The sequence below is a fragment of the Enterococcus sp. DIV0240d genome (genome assembly GCF_051711245.1).
GTDB lineage: Bacteria > Bacillota > Bacilli > Lactobacillales > Enterococcaceae > Enterococcus_D > Enterococcus_D casseliflavus.
Window position 1 is genome coordinate 862,473 of sequence record NZ_JBIOMG010000001.1, and the last position, 15,028, is coordinate 877,500.

The following is a 15,028-nucleotide window of genomic DNA, read 5'->3' on the forward strand; positions in this document are numbered from 1 at the left end:
TTTCTCGTCTTTCTAAGCGTTTTTCGTTATACTAACAAGGAAATGCACGAAATGGTGCGAGGTAGAGGAGTGAGAGTGAAGTCGTGGAAAAAACAAGTACCTTGACTGCCGAGGAAAAAGCGTTCTTTATGGAAGAAGCAATCAAAGAAGCCCGAAAAGCAGAAGATTTGGCAGAAGTACCGATCGGTGCTGTCGTCGTCTTGGATGGTAAAATCATTGGTCGTGGGCACAATCTACGAGAAACGCAGCAGCAAGCCGCAGCGCATGCGGAGATGTTTGCGATCGAAGAAGCCTGTCGCACTGTCGGAAGTTGGCGCTTAGAACAAGCGCAGCTGTTTGTGACCTTGGAACCATGCCCAATGTGCAGTGGGGCGATGTTATTGGCACGGGTGGAAGAAGTGTATTTTGGTGCCTACGATCTCAAAGGCGGCACTGCTGGTACATTGATGAATTTATTGGAAGATGAGCGCTTCAACCATTGGTCCTATGTGGAAGGCGGCATTTTAGAAGAAGCATGCGGCCAGCTGCTGACAGATTTTTTCCGAGCATTACGAGAAAAGAAAAAACAAAAAAAGGCTGGCAATCTCTAACGAAATACGTTATACTAAGTTTTGCCGAAAGGCTAGGACAATGGAGGTCTTGTGAAGCGTGTCAGATCCGGAAGGAAGCAGCACTAAGCAGGATTCTCCATGTGTCTGATTGAAAAACTGCTTGTTTTGAAGAAAGCAGTAGTACTAATTGAATCGATGATCATTCAAACCTGAGACAGACTGTCTTAGGTTTTTTTATTTTTGAAATTCTTTGTGACACCAAGGACTGTTCTAATTGTATTCTGCTTTAAATCTAGGCAATCGATAGCAGCTCTCAGAGGGTTAAGTTGTATTTTTGATACAAAGGCTTTATTCCTGTTTAGAACCTTACTCTGATAACTTTTCCGTTGACGATTTTTATATTCTCAAAAAATCAGTAGTTCTGACGAACTGAAACATGGATTACCTGCTCTCGATATTCGATAGAATCTTCGTTTCAAGAACTCTTTATTTTCTCTTCAACGAATTGCCGCCGCCGTGTTATCGATAGAACTTCTCAAAAATAACCAGAAAAAATCACTTTCCTTTTTACAGTCAGAAAGTGATTTTTTCTTTTGAACAACTGTTACTGCAGCTGGTTCTTTTTTACAAAAAGTCACCATTCTTTTCCAAGCATTCCAATGGTTTCCCAGAGATTTTATGCTATGCTTATTTTGTAGAGACTTCCGTCGCCTTTCTACTGGCAACCCTTGCTGCCAAGAGAAATGGATAGTGATTTCAGGCGACGTATTTGAAAAGAGGCGCACAATGGAAAAAATTACGATTATTCATACGAACGATCTGCATTCCCACCTAGAACATTGGCCGAAGATGCGACGTTATTTGGATCAAAGAAAACGAGAAGCGGATACGACCGAAGAGACAGTGATCGCACTCGACTTAGGCGACTTTGTCGATCGTTGGCATCCTTTGACAGAAGCAACTGACGGCAAGGCGAATGTCGATTTGATGAATCAAGGACATTACGATGCGGTGACGATTGGGAACAATGAAGGGGTTGGCAATCCCAAAGAGGTCTTGCAGCATTTATATGACCAAGCAGAATTTCCTGTCATTTTAGGCAATTTATTTGATAAACAGGATTTGCGTCCGCCAAAGTGGGCACAAGAATACAAAATCATGGAAAGCAATCAAGGCGCTAAAATCGGCCTGATTGCTTTTACAGCACCGTTTCCGCTGACATATGCCCCAAACGGCTGGGACATTCGCGAACCCTTGGAGATTTTGCCTTCATTGGTGCAGCATTTGCGCCCCGAGGTCGATCTGCTGGTCTTGATGAGCCATCTAGGCATTAATGCTGACCGCCAGATTGCGAGGGACTTTCCAGAACTAGATGTTATTTTAGGTTCTCACACGCACCATTTGTTTGAAAAGGGCGAAGTCATCAATGGCGTTCAAATTGGGGCAGCTGGCAAGTTTGGTTTTAACATTGGCGAAGTCGAAGTGGTCTTAGATGATCACCACCGCCCAATCAAGCATCGCGCCCGTGTGATTCCGACGGATTCGTTGGTGGCTTTTCCGCAAGATGAGGAAGAGATCGCCGAATATCTATCGATCGGCCATCGCTTGCTGCGGGCAAATCAGGTGGCAGAAATTCCAGCAGCATTTACGAGGGATTGGCAAAGTGAACATTCCTTGGTTCGGGAGGCGCTTTTGGCATTATGTGCCAAAGGACAGACGGATGCCGCCATCTTAAATACGGGGCTATTTTTAGATGATTTGCCGCAAGGACGGGTCGATCAAGATCAACTGCACACGATTTTACCCCATCCGATGCATTTGATTCGGGTGACGCTGCAAGGCGCAGATGTCATTCGATTGGTCTTAGAAATGGAAAAAAATCGCAACTTTTTGCGCAATTTCCCAATTATGGGAATGGGCTTTCGAGGGAAGATTTTTGGTGAACTGGTTTATGAAGGCATCCGCTTTGATGAAAAAAACCACCAAGTATTGTGGAAACAAGAGCCCGTCGATCCTGCTCAAAGCTACACGTTGACCCTTGTGGATCACTACTTGTTTATTCCGTTTTTCCCGACGATCGAGATTGCTGGAACCGTTGAGTTTCTTTTTCCCGACTTTATTCGCACAGTGGTCGGTGATTACCTGAGTCAGAAATACCCCATCCAGTAGTTCGTCACTCCTCCAGCTGGATTTTGCGAGAAAACCGTGACTATCATTGGGGAATAAAACAAGGTATAATAAACAACAGGTGGTGAAAAAATGACCGAAAAACAAACGATCACAGATGAAATGACATCTGTACTAGAAGAAATTATTGAAGAACCAGCGAAACAACCGCAAAAAGGCGAGTTGGTGACTTTGTTAAATGATGAAGAATTAATGATTGGCAATCGACAATACAAATTGGTCATGGATTATCGTGAAGGCTTCAATCCAGAAAAACTTGGCGAGCGTTACAGTGAAGTGTTGGCACGTTATGATTATATCGTAGGCGATTGGGGTTATGAGCAGCTGCGTTTGAAGGGCTTTTTTGAAAAGGATAACCGCAAAGCATTACCCGATCAGCGTATCGACATGCTGGAAGACTATTTGTATGAGTATTGCAACTTCGGTTGTGCCTTTTTCGTGATCCAACGAGTTGGCGGCAAGAAAGAAAAAAGTACCTCCCGCCGACGCAAGAAAAAGCCAACCCAAAACAATCAAAATCAAAACACACAACAAAACGCCCATATAGAAGAAAAGCGTGACACAGTACCTCAGAAAAAAAGCAAACCAACGATCAAAAATCGTAAACCAAAAGAAAAGAACGTCAAAAAAACCGAAACAACCACGGTGAAAAAAGGCAAAAAAGAGTTTACGATTCGACAAAGGGAAGAATAAGATGAAATATAAAGGCTATTTGATTGATTTAGACGGCACGATTTATTTAGGAAAAGCGCCGATCCCTGCTGGGAAACGCTTCGTAGAATCCTTACAAGAAAAAGGACTGCCCTATTTATTTGTGACCAATAATACGACCCGCAGTCCTGAAGTCGTGGCGCAGCGATTAGCGGATGAATTTTCAATCCATGTGGCACCAGAAACGATCTATACCGCAAGCTTGGCGACGATCGATTTTATGAAAGACCATGGCAAAGGCCGCAAAGTATTTGTGATCGGCGAAGCGGGGTTGATCGATTTGATCTTAGCTGCTGGGTTTGAGTGGGAGGAAACCAATCCGGATTATGTCGTGGTTGGTTTAGACAACCATGTGACCTATGAAAAATTTGTTTTAGCAACGTTAGCGATCCAAAAAGGAGCTACCTTTATCGGGACCAATCCAGACAAAAATATCCCGACGGAAAGAGGCTTGTTGCCAGGTGCGGGTTCACTGATCGCAATGGTGGAGACTGCCACCCAAACTCAACCGATCTTTATTGGCAAGCCAGAAGCCATCATTATGGAAAAAGCGGTGGCACACATCGGCTTATCAAAAGAAGAGGTCTTGATGGTGGGGGACAATTACGAAACCGATATTCGCTCGGGGATCCAAAACGGGATCGATTCTTTGCTCGTATTATCTGGCTTTACCCCGAAAGCGGCGGTTCCGACATTACCGGTAGCACCAACCTATGTGGTGGATTCTTTAGATGAGTGGGATTTTGAACAATGAAAAAGCAAGTGTGGCTTGAACGCTTAGGATTTGTCTGCTTGTTTTTGTTTTTGGTCAGTCTAGCGATCACCCTAACGATCAATTTTCGACCGTTATATTGGTTTGATGTCGATCACTTGAATCTGTTGGATTATACCTCGCTAACAAGAGAAGAGTTGTTGAAGAACTATGGCTTATTGTTAGATTTTCTAAACAATCCTTTTGCAAGTACGCTCGCCTTGCCAGATTTTCCAATGTCTGAAGCTGGCGCTGGGCATTTTTACGATGTGAAGCAGTTGTTTCTATTAAATTATGCCGTGATGATCGTCACTTTGCTGCCGAGTATCTGGTTCGTCAATCGGTTACGGCAAAAAAAACAGCAATGGCGCTTGATTCGTCCCTTTCAATGGGGGATGATTTTGCCGCTGATTTTCGGTTTTTTGATGGCTGTCGGCTTTGACCGCTTTTTCGTTACGTTCCATGAGATTTTCTTCAGTAACGACGATTGGCTCTTTAATCCAGCCACCGATCCGATCATCAACGTGCTGCCAGAAACGTTTTTCATGCATTGCTTTATTCTCTTTTTCGTCTTGATTGAAGTCTTCTTTTTTGCCTTCTATTGGTGGGGCAAACGAGGCTTGAAAAAAACAGTGTAATGAAAAAAAGACCAACGATCCCTTCCTTTGAGGGTGTAGTGACCCCAAAAAGTTAGACTTTTATGGAGTGGAGAAATCCACTCCTTTTTTGTACGATAAGATTAACTGTTAGACAGCTGTTTTTACAGCTTCTCGAAACTGAACCGGACTTCGCCAATTTAATTTCTTTGTGATGCGTTTATGGTTGTAATAATAGATATATTGGTCAATTTTTGTTTTCAATTCATCTAAACTCCGATAGACTTCTCCATGAAAAATCTCTTGCTTTAATAAACCAAAGAAGTTTTCCATAGGTGAGTTATCTAAACAATTCCCTTTACGAGACATACTCTGGAAGATTTTGTGCTGCTTCAATTTATTCTTATAAGCATTCATTTGATAGGCCCATCCTTGATCTGAATGGAAGGTTCTACGAAATGGACAATCATTTGTCATCTGGATTGCTTCTTCTAATCCTTCCATTATGGCTAGTGCGTTTGGTTTTTCAGAAATCCGATAAGATAGAATTTCACTATTGTAGAAATCCATGAAAGGATCTAAATACAGCTTTTTCTGACGAACGACACCTGTGGTGTCTACTTCATAATACTTAAACTCTGTGGTATCAGTTGTAATTTTTTGGTGACAGATATTTGTATAAAACCGACGATGAATACGATTTTTGGCGACAGTGCCAACCTTCCCACGATAAGAATTGTACCGTCGAGATTTTCGAGTGTAAGACTTTACTTCGATACCTAGTTTTTTTATCAGACGTTGAATCTTCTTTTTATTGACATGAATCCCTTGATTCTCTAATTCTTTTTTTAGTCGCAGACAGCCATAGTCTTTATGCTCTTTGCGAATTTCAAGCATTTTTTCTTCAATTTCTTGGTCTGGGTTTGGTCTGTCAAACCGTTTCTGCCAATACATATAGGTTGCTTTAGGAAATTTCAATGTTTCAAGAAGCTCAACTAGTTTGAATGATCCTCGGAGGCTGGCGATGATTCGTGCGATTGATTCTTGCGTCTTTGCTGGGCTTCCTGTTTTCGCAGCTTCCTCAACTCTTTTAAAAAGGCATTCTCAATTTGAAGGGATCGGACTTGCTTTTCTAATGCCTTGATACAATCGCGTTCTTCAGTTGTTGTATTTTCTTTTTTGTTTTCTTTTTTTCTAGTCAAAGTAAGTGGTCGCCCTTTCTCTTTTGAGAGCCCCTCAATACCTGCTTCTCTGAAATTACGCATCCAATTGGCAATAAGCGCAGGGTTGTTCATTTCTAAAGTGCTAGCAACTTCTCGATAGGACATCTCACTTGTTTGATATAACTCTAGCGCATTTAACTTAAATTGAACAGAATATTTCTGATTTTGATGCTTTCTCAATAGACCTTCCTCTCCGTATTCACGATAGGCATTCACCCAATTACTTACTTGAGACTTGCTTGAAATACCGTATTTGTTGGCAAGATACCGATATCCGCCCACGCCACTAAGATATTCTTTAACGATTTTTAGTTTTAATTCAAAAGGATATTTTGCCATACAAATAACGACCCCCAAAAGTTAGATTTTTTTGGTCTAACTTTTGGGGGTCGCTTCAGGGAGGCGAATCGTCGGTCTTTTTTTTATTGCGTAATGTAATGAGATTTACTTGGGTGTTGATGGGCTAAGCGACTTGCGGCAGAAGCGGCGATGGCACCTACGATATCATCTAAAAAGGTGTGAACGCGGGGACCGTCGTGCTTGTTCAGTTCTTTCAAAATGCCCGGTTTGACTTTATCAATGTATCCGTAGTTAGTAAAGCCGATGGAGCCATACACGTTGACGATGGATAGTGCGAGGATCTCATCGATCCCATAAAGCCCTTCGTCTTCTTTGACGATTTCTTGCAGTGGATGCAGCAGTTGATTTTCTTCTGCCAAAATATCCAATTGGACCCCCGTTAAAATCGTGTTGTGGACTTCCCGCTTGCTTAAGACAGCGTTGACGCTTTCGATACACATCTCCAACGTGATGCCTTCAATGTAATCTTTTTGCAAGAACATCACCAATTCGCCAATGTCTTGCAGCGAGACACCGCGGTCGGCCAACAATTCTCTTGCTTTGTCTTCAAGTGTTTTGCTTTCTAATACCATATAGTTTCCCTCCATGTAAATATAGTTTATTCAAAAGTCAACATGCGACTGATGGATTGCGATCATAAGTAGTGCCCTATTCCAGTTGCAGCCCATGCCGTTTGGGTTTAATCCCTTCTGACATCCATTGAATCACAGGTGTTGGCTAGTTCTGCTTTGGCTGCCACTGCCCAAGGATGGGGGACCACCAAGTCACCAGCAAAAAGCCAGTCCATATAATACCCAGCGGCGGCTTCCAAGGAATCATCGAGGCGGTCTAATAAGCCGATTAAGAAAGGCGCTTGATCTTTACGATCCCATTTGATTTTGTCGGCTAAAAAAATGAGTAGATCGAGACGACGATAATGGGCCTTTAAGGTGGTATGACAGCTGATGGCGGACAGAATGTCTGGATCAGACACCTGAAAAACCGTTTTTGCCAACAAAGCGGATTGCTGCTGATGCAGCAAAAAAGGTGCTTGCCGCTCCTCGTCTAAGATCGGTTCGCCTACTGCTATCTGCAAGGCGATTCGCTGGTCATTAGGGATGACGACGCTGACATCGTGCAGCAGTCCTGCCAAGTAAGCTTTCTCCGCATTGACTTGAAACCGTTCTGCCAATCGTTTGGCTTCTTGGGCAACAGCTAGATTGTGGACCGCCGTTTCGGCATGATCGAAGGCTTCCAGATACTGAACCATTTGCTCAGTGAGGGTCTCCCCCTGTAAGGGGAGAGCATAGGCGGCAAGTTGACGTTGACCAGCTTGTTTCATCTCAGCTACTCCTTAAAAAGACTTGTACTATGGGCAGGTTGTGTCCGCGTTTTGGGATCAATGTAGTGGAGCGCATTGTTCACCGCAGTTGGGGCTTCCCCGAAACCAGTAGCGATCAGGTCGACTTTTCCATCGTATAAAACGACATCTCCACAGCCATAGATCCCAGGAACAGACGTGCTCATATCTGAAGAGACGAAGACTCCTTGGCGACTGCTTTTCATGCCCCAATCCTTGATGTTCAATGTGGAAGAGAAACCATAATTGACGATCAAAGCATCCAATGAAAGGCTGACCGTTTCATCACCCTTGACTTGCTGCAACGAGACACCAGTCAAACGTTGCTCTCCTTGGATTTCTTGGATCACATAAGGAGTCAAAATGTTGACGGCAGAAGCCTGTAATTTACTAACGCTATGTTCATGGGCACGAAATTCAGGACGGCGATGGATCAAGTAGACTTCACTAGCGATCGGCTCCAGCATTAATGCCCAATCGATGGCAGAATCGCCGCCACCGGCGATCGCTACTTTGCGTCCAGCATACTTCATCAAATCGGTGACAAAATAGTCTAAGCCGTATCCTTCAAACCGCTCGCTTTCTGGCAAAGTCAGTTTGCGTGGCTGGAAGGAGCCGTTTCCTAAAGCCAAAATCACGGCTTTCGAGTAATGGATTCCTTTGTCGGTGGTGACTTCGATATAGTCTTCTTGTTTTTCGACCGACAAGACGGTTTCTTCTAAACAATATTGGTGATTGAAGGTCGTCAACTGTTTTTCCAGGTTTTGGACAAGATCGCCCGCTTTGATTTTCGGATAACCTGGGATATCGTAGATGTATTTTTCTGGGTATAAAGTAGCAAGCTGACCGCCTAATTGCGGCAAGCTGTCGATGATCTTGGTTTTGGCGTTACGCATACCGGCATAGAAAGCAGAAAACATCCCGCTAGGTCCCGCGCCGATAATCGTTATATCAAAAATATCCATGTTATTCCTCTTTTCTAACCACGTTGGGGTGAAGCGTGTTCGTAGTGTACGAATAGCTTCATTATAGCAAAAATTATCCAAACTAGCATTTTTTCAATTTTCTGCTATCATGGATTTATGAGAGAGAAGGAGGAGTTAATGTGTCTGAATTTCCACAGTTAGCATTAGAAAAACAAACTGGCCATAAAGCAGTCATCAAAACCAATCGTGGGGATGTAGTTGTACAATTGTTCCCAGAATTGGCACCAAAAACAGTGAAGAACTTCGTTGAATTAGCGAAAAAAGGGTATTACGATGGGATTATCTTCCACCGTGTCATTCCTGATTTTATGATTCAAGGTGGCGATCCAACTGGTACAGGTATGGGCGGCGAAAGCATCTATGGTGGCAGCTTTGAAGATGAATTTTCAAAAGAATTGTTCAATCTTCGTGGCGCTTTATCCATGGCAAACGCTGGTCCGAATACTAACGGCAGCCAGTTTTTCATCGTAAACAATCAAAATGTTCCTAGCAACATGTTAGGTCAATTAGAAGGTGCTGGTTATCCAGCTGAAATCATCGAAGCGTATCAAGCAGGTGGTACTCCTTGGTTAGATTTCCGTCACACAGTCTTTGGTCATGTGATCGAAGGAATGTCAGTCGTTGATGAAATCGCTGGCGTGCAACGGGGACCACAAGATCGTCCAGTGCATGATGTAGTGATCGAAACGATCGAAATCAGCGAATAAAACAAAAGAACCCAAAAGCAGTTTCAACGGTCATCCTCAAGGAGATCGTTGAAACTGCTTTTGGGTTCTTTTTTTCATAAGAAAGAGTTAACCGATCGGTTGGTCTTTAAACGCGGCGGCGATTTGATTGAGTGCTTTTTCTAATAGCTCTTTAGGACAGGCAAAGTTCAGCCGCATATGGTGACTGCCGCGAGGACCAAAGATACTTCCTTGATTCAATACGACATTGGCTTCTTTGATCAGTTTGCGCTGCAGCTGACTGTCCGTTAGGCCATAGGCAGAAAAATCCAGCCAGATCAAGTAAGTACCTTCGGGTTTTTGAAAGGTCACTGCTGGGAGTTGTTCAGTCAAAAAGTCGCAGACAAAGGTGCGATTTGCTTCTAAATAGGACAAAAGTTCTTCTAACCATGCTTCAGATTCACGATACGCTGCTTCAGTAGCGACCAACCCAAACGTATTGATTTCCCCTTGAACGTTGCGTTCTTGTGTTTTTGCAAATTGGCTGCGCAAGGTTTTGTCTTTGATGAATACCATCGAATTTTTGATCCCAGCTAAATTAAAGGTCTTGGTTGCTGAGGTCAAGATGATCGAAAAATCGGCAAAGCTTGGCTCGACTGTTTGGAAAGAGACAAATTGATTTGGTGCAAAAACGATGTCTTGATGGATCTCATCACTGACAACGATCACCTGGTGCTTTTGACAAATACGGCCGATCGTCAGCAGTTCTTCTTTTGACCACACGCGACCGCCAGGATTATGAGGATTACATAGAAGAAACAATTTTACCTTCTTTTCGATGATGGTTTGTTCCATCGCCTCAAAATCGATGACAAAGTGGCCAGCTTTTTCTAGTAACGGTTCTTGAATTAAGGTCCGCTGATTGTTTTTGACAACATGGGCAAAGGGATGGTAGACCGGATCGTGGATCAATACGGCATCTCCTTCTTGCGTATAACTTTGGATCGCCAGTGCAATACTAGGGACCACACCGCTATTAAAAAGGATCGCTTCTTTATTGATGGTATAACCATGACGTCTTTGCTGCCAATCGATGATGGATTCAAGCAGCGAATCAGGGATGGTAGAGTACCCATAGATCCCTTGGGCAACTGCTTTTTCTAAAGCTTTTTTCACAGGTTCTGGTGCCAGAAAATCCATGTCGGCTACCCAAAGCGGCAACAAGTTTTCTTCCTTATAGGTTTTTGCAATGGTATCCCATTTGACGCTATTGGTATTTAAGCGCGGATGAACTTTGTCAAAATTGATCATGCGTTTCCCTCCTATATTGTGCAACGTTGTTTCTGATGCTTCAAATCTACCACTAGTTCAAGTATAATGAAAGTGGAAAAGAGAGGAAAGACTATGAATTATCAAATCGGGAACATTATAGAAGGAACAGTCACTGGGATTCAACCCTATGGTGCATTTGTTTCGTTAGATAAGGAAACACAAGGATTGATCCATGTTTCAGAGATCCAATCTGGGTTTACCAAAAATATCCATGAAGTCTTACAGATCGGGCAAAAGATCCGTGTACAAATCATTGATATTGACGAATACAGCCAAAAGATCAGTTTGTCCCGCCGTACATTGGAAACGAGTTTTGTTCAGCCACCCTTTAAGCGTAAACGCTACTTTACAAATAAGAATAAGCGGATCGGTTTTCGTACGATTGGAGAAGCTTTACCAGTGTGGGTGAAAGAGGCCAAAGAAATGTTAGAAAAAGAAAACAGCAGCAGATAATCGTGCATATTTTCTGAAAATGTGCTAAAATTAGTTTACAAACAGATGAATAACTGAGGTGGGTATTTTGGGATCCAAAAAAGTAGCGGGTACAGTTATGATGCACTTAGCAAATGGTTCGAAACGATTTTTGATGCAAATACACGAAGGCACTGCGGAATTAGCGTCAACGGATTTTTCTGAAGATAAAACCGGCTTGGCTACGATCTTACAATTGTTTAAAGACCGTATCCACCTTGATGTGACAGCGATCGAACTCGTTGAACTCACAAATGGCAATATTGATACGCAAAACATTCCTTTATTTGTTTTTGAAACACAAGAAGCAGGACAAACGCAACAGCTGCCAGAAGGGTATGCGTGGGAAGAGCCCAATATCTTTCGTAAGATCATTGAAGACTACGAGATTGAAGGCGTTCCGTTCTTTTAGCACCTGAATATTAGCGAAAAAACTGAAGACCGTTACGACGGTCTTTTTTTATTGAAAACTTTTTGTAAATAAAATGAAATATTTCCTTGACCTGAGTCAAGAAGAATGGTAAATTAGTCAACGTTGGCAATTGAGCCAGCGGGTCAAAACAACAGTTGAAAAAACTTCAAAAAAAGACTTGACCAAAAATGAAACAGATGATATTATAACGAAGTCGCAATAATAAAACAGTTAATCAATGTTGATACATCAACAAAATTAATTGAAAAAAGTTGTTGACAAATAACGAATCATTTGTTATTCTAATTAAGTCGCTGAGGCAGCCGCTACGAAGTTGAAAAACAACGAGCGAAAAAACTTTTAAAAAAGAGTTGACAATTAAACGTAGCTCTGATATGATATAAAAGTTGCTAACACAGCACGGTAGACCTTTGAAAACTGAACAAAGCAAGCAAACGAACCAATGTGTAGGACGTTTCAATTTATTGAAACAAATACATGCAAGCAATAGCTAGCAAAGTTAATTTTTATGAGCTTAATGACCGTATGGTCATTCAAACAAATCATTATGAGAGTTTGATCCTGGCTCAGGACGAACGCTGGCGGCGTGCCTAATACATGCAAGTCGAACGCTTTTTCTTTCGCCGGAGCTTGCTCCACCGAAAGAAAAAGAGTGGCGAACGGGTGAGTAACACGTGGGTAACCTGCCCATCAGAAGGGGATAACACTTGGAAACAGGTGCTAATACCGTATAACACTATTTTCCGCATGGAAGAAAGTTGAAAGGCGCTTTTGCGTCACTGATGGATGGACCCGCGGTGCATTAGCTAGTTGGTGAGGTAACGGCTCACCAAGGCAACGATGCATAGCCGACCTGAGAGGGTGATCGGCCACACTGGGACTGAGACACGGCCCAGACTCCTACGGGAGGCAGCAGTAGGGAATCTTCGGCAATGGACGAAAGTCTGACCGAGCAACGCCGCGTGAGTGAAGAAGGTTTTCGGATCGTAAAACTCTGTTGTTAGAGAAGAACAAGGATGAGAGTAAAATGTTCATCCCTTGACGGTATCTAACCAGAAAGCCACGGCTAACTACGTGCCAGCAGCCGCGGTAATACGTAGGTGGCAAGCGTTGTCCGGATTTATTGGGCGTAAAGCGAGCGCAGGCGGTTTCTTAAGTCTGATGTGAAAGCCCCCGGCTCAACCGGGGAGGGTCATTGGAAACTGGGAGACTTGAGTGCAGAAGAGGAGAGTGGAATTCCATGTGTAGCGGTGAAATGCGTAGATATATGGAGGAACACCAGTGGCGAAGGCGGCTCTCTGGTCTGTAACTGACGCTGAGGCTCGAAAGCGTGGGGAGCGAACAGGATTAGATACCCTGGTAGTCCACGCCGTAAACGATGAGTGCTAAGTGTTGGAGGGTTTCCGCCCTTCAGTGCTGCAGCAAACGCATTAAGCACTCCGCCTGGGGAGTACGACCGCAAGGTTGAAACTCAAAGGAATTGACGGGGGCCCGCACAAGCGGTGGAGCATGTGGTTTAATTCGAAGCAACGCGAAGAACCTTACCAGGTCTTGACATCCTTTGACCACTCTAGAGATAGAGCTTCCCCTTCGGGGGCAAAGTGACAGGTGGTGCATGGTTGTCGTCAGCTCGTGTCGTGAGATGTTGGGTTAAGTCCCGCAACGAGCGCAACCCTTATTGTTAGTTGCCATCATTTAGTTGGGCACTCTAGCGAGACTGCCGGTGACAAACCGGAGGAAGGTGGGGATGACGTCAAATCATCATGCCCCTTATGACCTGGGCTACACACGTGCTACAATGGGAAGTACAACGAGTTGCGAAGTCGCGAGGCTAAGCTAATCTCTTAAAGCTTCTCTCAGTTCGGATTGTAGGCTGCAACTCGCCTACATGAAGCCGGAATCGCTAGTAATCGCGGATCAGCACGCCGCGGTGAATACGTTCCCGGGCCTTGTACACACCGCCCGTCACACCACGAGAGTTTGTAACACCCGAAGTCGGTGAGGTAACCTTTTGGAGCCAGCCGCCTAAGGTGGGATAGATGATTGGGGTGAAGTCGTAACAAGGTAGCCGTATCGGAAGGTGCGGCTGGATCACCTCCTTTCTAAGGAATATTTCGGAAGACTACACATCGTTTGCCTTTGTTCAGTTTTGAGAGGTTTACTCTCAAACAAAATTTGTTCATTGAAAACTGGATATCGAAGAAATAATCAAAACAAGTAACACACACCGAGTTGAAATGTTAAAAGAGTTTTTTAATAAGTTCAACGCTTATTTTCTTGAGCAACCTTCTATCGCTAGAAGAAGTACTCAAAACCGACCGTAAGGTCAAAGGTTAAGTGAATAAGGGCGCACGGTGGATGCCTTGGCACTAGGAGCCGATGAAGGACGGGACTAACACCGATATGCTTTGGGGAGCTGTAAGTAAGCTATGATCCAGAGATTTCCGAATGGGGGAACCCAGCATCTTTTATAGGATGTTACGTCTGCGTGAATACATAGCGCAGTCGAGGTAGACGCAGAGAACTGAAACATCTAAGTACCTGCAGGAAGAGAAAGAAAATTCGATTCCCTGAGTAGCGGCGAGCGAAACGGGAAAAGCCCAAACCAACAAGCTTGCTTGTTGGGGTTGTAGGACTCCGATATGGTAGTCTATTCAGATAGTCGAAATACTTGGAAAAGTATGTCAAAGAGGGTAAAAACCCCGTAGGCGAAATTTGGATAACACCTAGGAGGATCCTGAGTACGGCGGAACACGAGGAATTCCGTCGGAATCCGGGAGGACCATCTCCCAAGGCTAAATACTCCCTAGTGACCGATAGTGAACCAGTACCGTGAGGGAAAGGTGAAAAGCACCCCGGAAGGGGAGTGAAATAGATCCTGAAACCGTGTGCCTACAACAAGTTAGAGCCCGTTAATGGGTGATAGCGTGCCTTTTGTAGAATGAACCGGCGAGTTACGATAGCATGCGAGGTTAAGTTGAAGAGACGGAGCCGTAGCGAAAGCGAGTCTGAATAGGGCGAATGAGTATGTTGTCGTAGACCCGAAACCATGTGATCTACCCATGTCCAGGTTGAAGGTGCGGTAAAACGCACTGGAGGACCGAACCCACGTACGTTGAAAAGTGCGGGGATGAGGTGTGGGTAGCGGAGAAATTCCAAACGAACTTGGAGATAGCTGGTTCTCTCCGAAATAGCTTTAGGGCTAGCCTCGGAATTGAGAATGATGGAGGTAGAGCACTGTTTGGACTAGGGGCCCATCTCGGGTTACCGAATTCAGATAAACTCCGAATGCCATTCATTCATATCCGGGAGTCAGACTGTGAGTGATAAGATCCATAGTCGAAAGGGAAACAGCCCAGACCACCAGCTAAGGTCCCCAAATAACTATTAAGTGGAAAAGGATGTGGGGTTGCACAGACAACT

At 44.0% G+C, this 15,028-nt stretch carries 14 protein-coding genes, 2 rRNA genes and 1 other RNA gene (1 of these 17 running past the window's edge); 11 read left to right on the plus strand and 6 right to left on the minus strand.

Features of this window, described 5'->3' with window-relative positions; all coding sequences use genetic code 11:
- Positions 1-83 precede the first annotated feature (83 nt).
- The 6 genes from tadA to IGJ25_RS04080 all read left to right on the plus strand — a co-directional run bounded on the left by tadA (position 84) and on the right by IGJ25_RS04080 (position 4,838).
- The gene (gene tadA, locus IGJ25_RS04055) at positions 84-590 is read left to right on the plus strand and encodes a tRNA adenosine(34) deaminase TadA (protein ID WP_438779117.1); all 507 of its coding nucleotides are present in this window, start codon (positions 84-86) and stop codon (positions 588-590) included.
- 29 nt (positions 591-619) lie between these two features.
- Positions 620-706: signal recognition particle sRNA small type (ffs, locus tag IGJ25_RS04060), an RNA gene on the plus strand.
- Between the two features lie 631 nt (positions 707-1,337).
- Positions 1,338-2,720 carry a bifunctional metallophosphatase/5'-nucleotidase gene (locus IGJ25_RS04065; protein ID WP_081116960.1) on the plus strand — a complete coding sequence of 461 codons (1,383 nt, stop codon included), beginning with the start codon at positions 1,338-1,340 and terminating at the stop codon, positions 2,718-2,720.
- Between the two features lie 90 nt (positions 2,721-2,810).
- Positions 2,811-3,431, plus strand: coding sequence for a YutD family protein (locus IGJ25_RS04070; RefSeq protein WP_081116959.1), 621 nt, complete (start codon positions 2,811-2,813; stop codon positions 3,429-3,431).
- 1 nt (position 3,432) lies between these two features.
- Positions 3,433-4,203 (plus strand): TIGR01457 family HAD-type hydrolase, encoded by a 771-nt coding sequence (locus tag IGJ25_RS04075; protein WP_010748835.1) that lies wholly within the window; start codon positions 3,433-3,435, stop codon positions 4,201-4,203.
- Positions 4,200-4,838, plus strand: coding sequence for a TIGR01906 family membrane protein (locus tag IGJ25_RS04080; protein WP_081116958.1), 639 nt, complete (start codon positions 4,200-4,202; stop codon positions 4,836-4,838). Before IGJ25_RS04075 ends, IGJ25_RS04080 begins: the two co-directional genes overlap by 4 nt.
- 108 nt (positions 4,839-4,946) lie before the next feature.
- Here the strand turns inward: IGJ25_RS04080 and IGJ25_RS04085 are convergent, their stop codons facing one another.
- From IGJ25_RS04085 to IGJ25_RS04105, 5 genes are all read right to left on the minus strand, one after another.
- Positions 4,947-5,834, minus strand: a complete 888-nt coding sequence (locus tag IGJ25_RS04085; RefSeq protein ID WP_438779440.1) for an IS3 family transposase — start codon at positions 5,832-5,834, stop codon at positions 4,947-4,949.
- Positions 5,792-6,358, minus strand: a complete 567-nt coding sequence (locus IGJ25_RS04090) for a transposase (RefSeq protein WP_438779118.1) — start codon at positions 6,356-6,358, stop codon at positions 5,792-5,794. Before IGJ25_RS04090 ends, IGJ25_RS04085 begins: the two co-directional genes overlap by 43 nt.
- An 83-nt stretch (positions 6,359-6,441) precedes the next feature.
- Positions 6,442-6,951 carry a phosphatidylglycerophosphatase A family protein gene (locus tag IGJ25_RS04095; RefSeq protein ID WP_005227653.1) on the minus strand — a complete coding sequence of 170 codons (510 nt, stop codon included), beginning with the start codon at positions 6,949-6,951 and terminating at the stop codon, positions 6,442-6,444.
- Positions 6,952-7,058: 107 nt separating this feature from the next.
- Positions 7,059-7,700 (minus strand): bis(5'-nucleosyl)-tetraphosphatase (symmetrical) YqeK, encoded by a 642-nt coding sequence (gene yqeK, locus IGJ25_RS04100; protein ID WP_081117372.1) that lies wholly within the window; start codon positions 7,698-7,700, stop codon positions 7,059-7,061.
- 5 nt (positions 7,701-7,705) lie between these two features.
- Positions 7,706-8,683, minus strand: coding sequence for an NAD(P)/FAD-dependent oxidoreductase (locus tag IGJ25_RS04105; RefSeq protein WP_010748839.1), 978 nt, complete (start codon positions 8,681-8,683; stop codon positions 7,706-7,708).
- 140 nt (positions 8,684-8,823) lie between these two features.
- Between IGJ25_RS04105 and IGJ25_RS04110 the strand changes: the two genes are divergently transcribed.
- Complete coding sequence (locus tag IGJ25_RS04110; protein ID WP_005227659.1) at positions 8,824-9,411, plus strand: peptidylprolyl isomerase; 588 nt, start codon at positions 8,824-8,826, stop codon at positions 9,409-9,411.
- 87 nt (positions 9,412-9,498) lie between these two features.
- Here IGJ25_RS04110 and IGJ25_RS04115 read toward each other — a convergent pair whose 3' ends face one another.
- A complete protein-coding gene (locus IGJ25_RS04115) occupies positions 9,499-10,680 on the minus strand; it encodes a MalY/PatB family protein (RefSeq protein ID WP_081117374.1) in 1,182 nt (393 codons plus the stop codon).
- 93 nt (positions 10,681-10,773) lie between these two features.
- Here IGJ25_RS04115 and IGJ25_RS04120 point away from each other — a divergent pair, with 93 nt between their 5' ends.
- The 4 genes from IGJ25_RS04120 to IGJ25_RS04135 all read left to right on the plus strand — a co-directional run.
- Positions 10,774-11,154 carry a CvfD/Ygs/GSP13 family RNA-binding post-transcriptional regulator gene (locus IGJ25_RS04120; RefSeq protein ID WP_005227662.1) on the plus strand — a complete coding sequence of 127 codons (381 nt, stop codon included), beginning with the start codon at positions 10,774-10,776 and terminating at the stop codon, positions 11,152-11,154.
- Positions 11,155-11,221: 67 nt separating this feature from the next.
- Positions 11,222-11,584: a hypothetical protein gene (locus tag IGJ25_RS04125; RefSeq protein ID WP_005227664.1), complete on the plus strand. Its 363-nt coding sequence runs from the start codon at positions 11,222-11,224 to the stop codon at positions 11,582-11,584.
- 564 nt (positions 11,585-12,148) lie between these two features.
- Positions 12,149-13,707: ribosomal RNA gene (locus tag IGJ25_RS04130) — 16S ribosomal RNA — on the plus strand.
- A 229-nt stretch (positions 13,708-13,936) separates the two neighbouring features.
- Positions 13,937-15,028: ribosomal RNA gene (locus IGJ25_RS04135) — 23S ribosomal RNA — on the plus strand (it continues 1,823 nt past the right edge of the window).
- Together the 16S and 23S rRNA genes form the textbook arrangement of a ribosomal RNA operon.

Bases quoted from the DNA above. Each gene is read 5' to 3' on its own strand.
- IGJ25_RS04105 (WP_010748839.1), bottom strand. From the start codon at position 8,683: ATGGATATTTTTGATATAACGATTATCGGCGCGGGACCTAGCGGGATG.
- IGJ25_RS04075 (WP_010748835.1), top strand. From the start codon at position 3,433: ATGAAATATAAAGGCTATTTGATTGATTTAGACGGCACGATTTATTTA.
- IGJ25_RS04070 (WP_081116959.1), top strand. From the start codon at position 2,811: ATGACCGAAAAACAAACGATCACAGATGAAATGACATCTGTACTAGAA.
- IGJ25_RS04090 (WP_438779118.1), bottom strand. From the start codon at position 6,358: ATGGCAAAATATCCTTTTGAATTAAAACTAAAAATCGTTAAAGAATAT.
- IGJ25_RS04065 (WP_081116960.1), top strand. From the start codon at position 1,338: ATGGAAAAAATTACGATTATTCATACGAACGATCTGCATTCCCACCTA.
- IGJ25_RS04120 (WP_005227662.1), top strand. From the start codon at position 10,774: ATGAATTATCAAATCGGGAACATTATAGAAGGAACAGTCACTGGGATT.
- IGJ25_RS04095 (WP_005227653.1), bottom strand. From the start codon at position 6,951: ATGGTATTAGAAAGCAAAACACTTGAAGACAAAGCAAGAGAATTGTTG.
- IGJ25_RS04080 (WP_081116958.1), top strand. From the start codon at position 4,200: ATGAAAAAGCAAGTGTGGCTTGAACGCTTAGGATTTGTCTGCTTGTTT.
- IGJ25_RS04115 (WP_081117374.1), bottom strand. From the start codon at position 10,680: ATGATCAATTTTGACAAAGTTCATCCGCGCTTAAATACCAATAGCGTC.
- yqeK (WP_081117372.1), bottom strand. From the start codon at position 7,700: ATGAAACAAGCTGGTCAACGTCAACTTGCCGCCTATGCTCTCCCCTTA.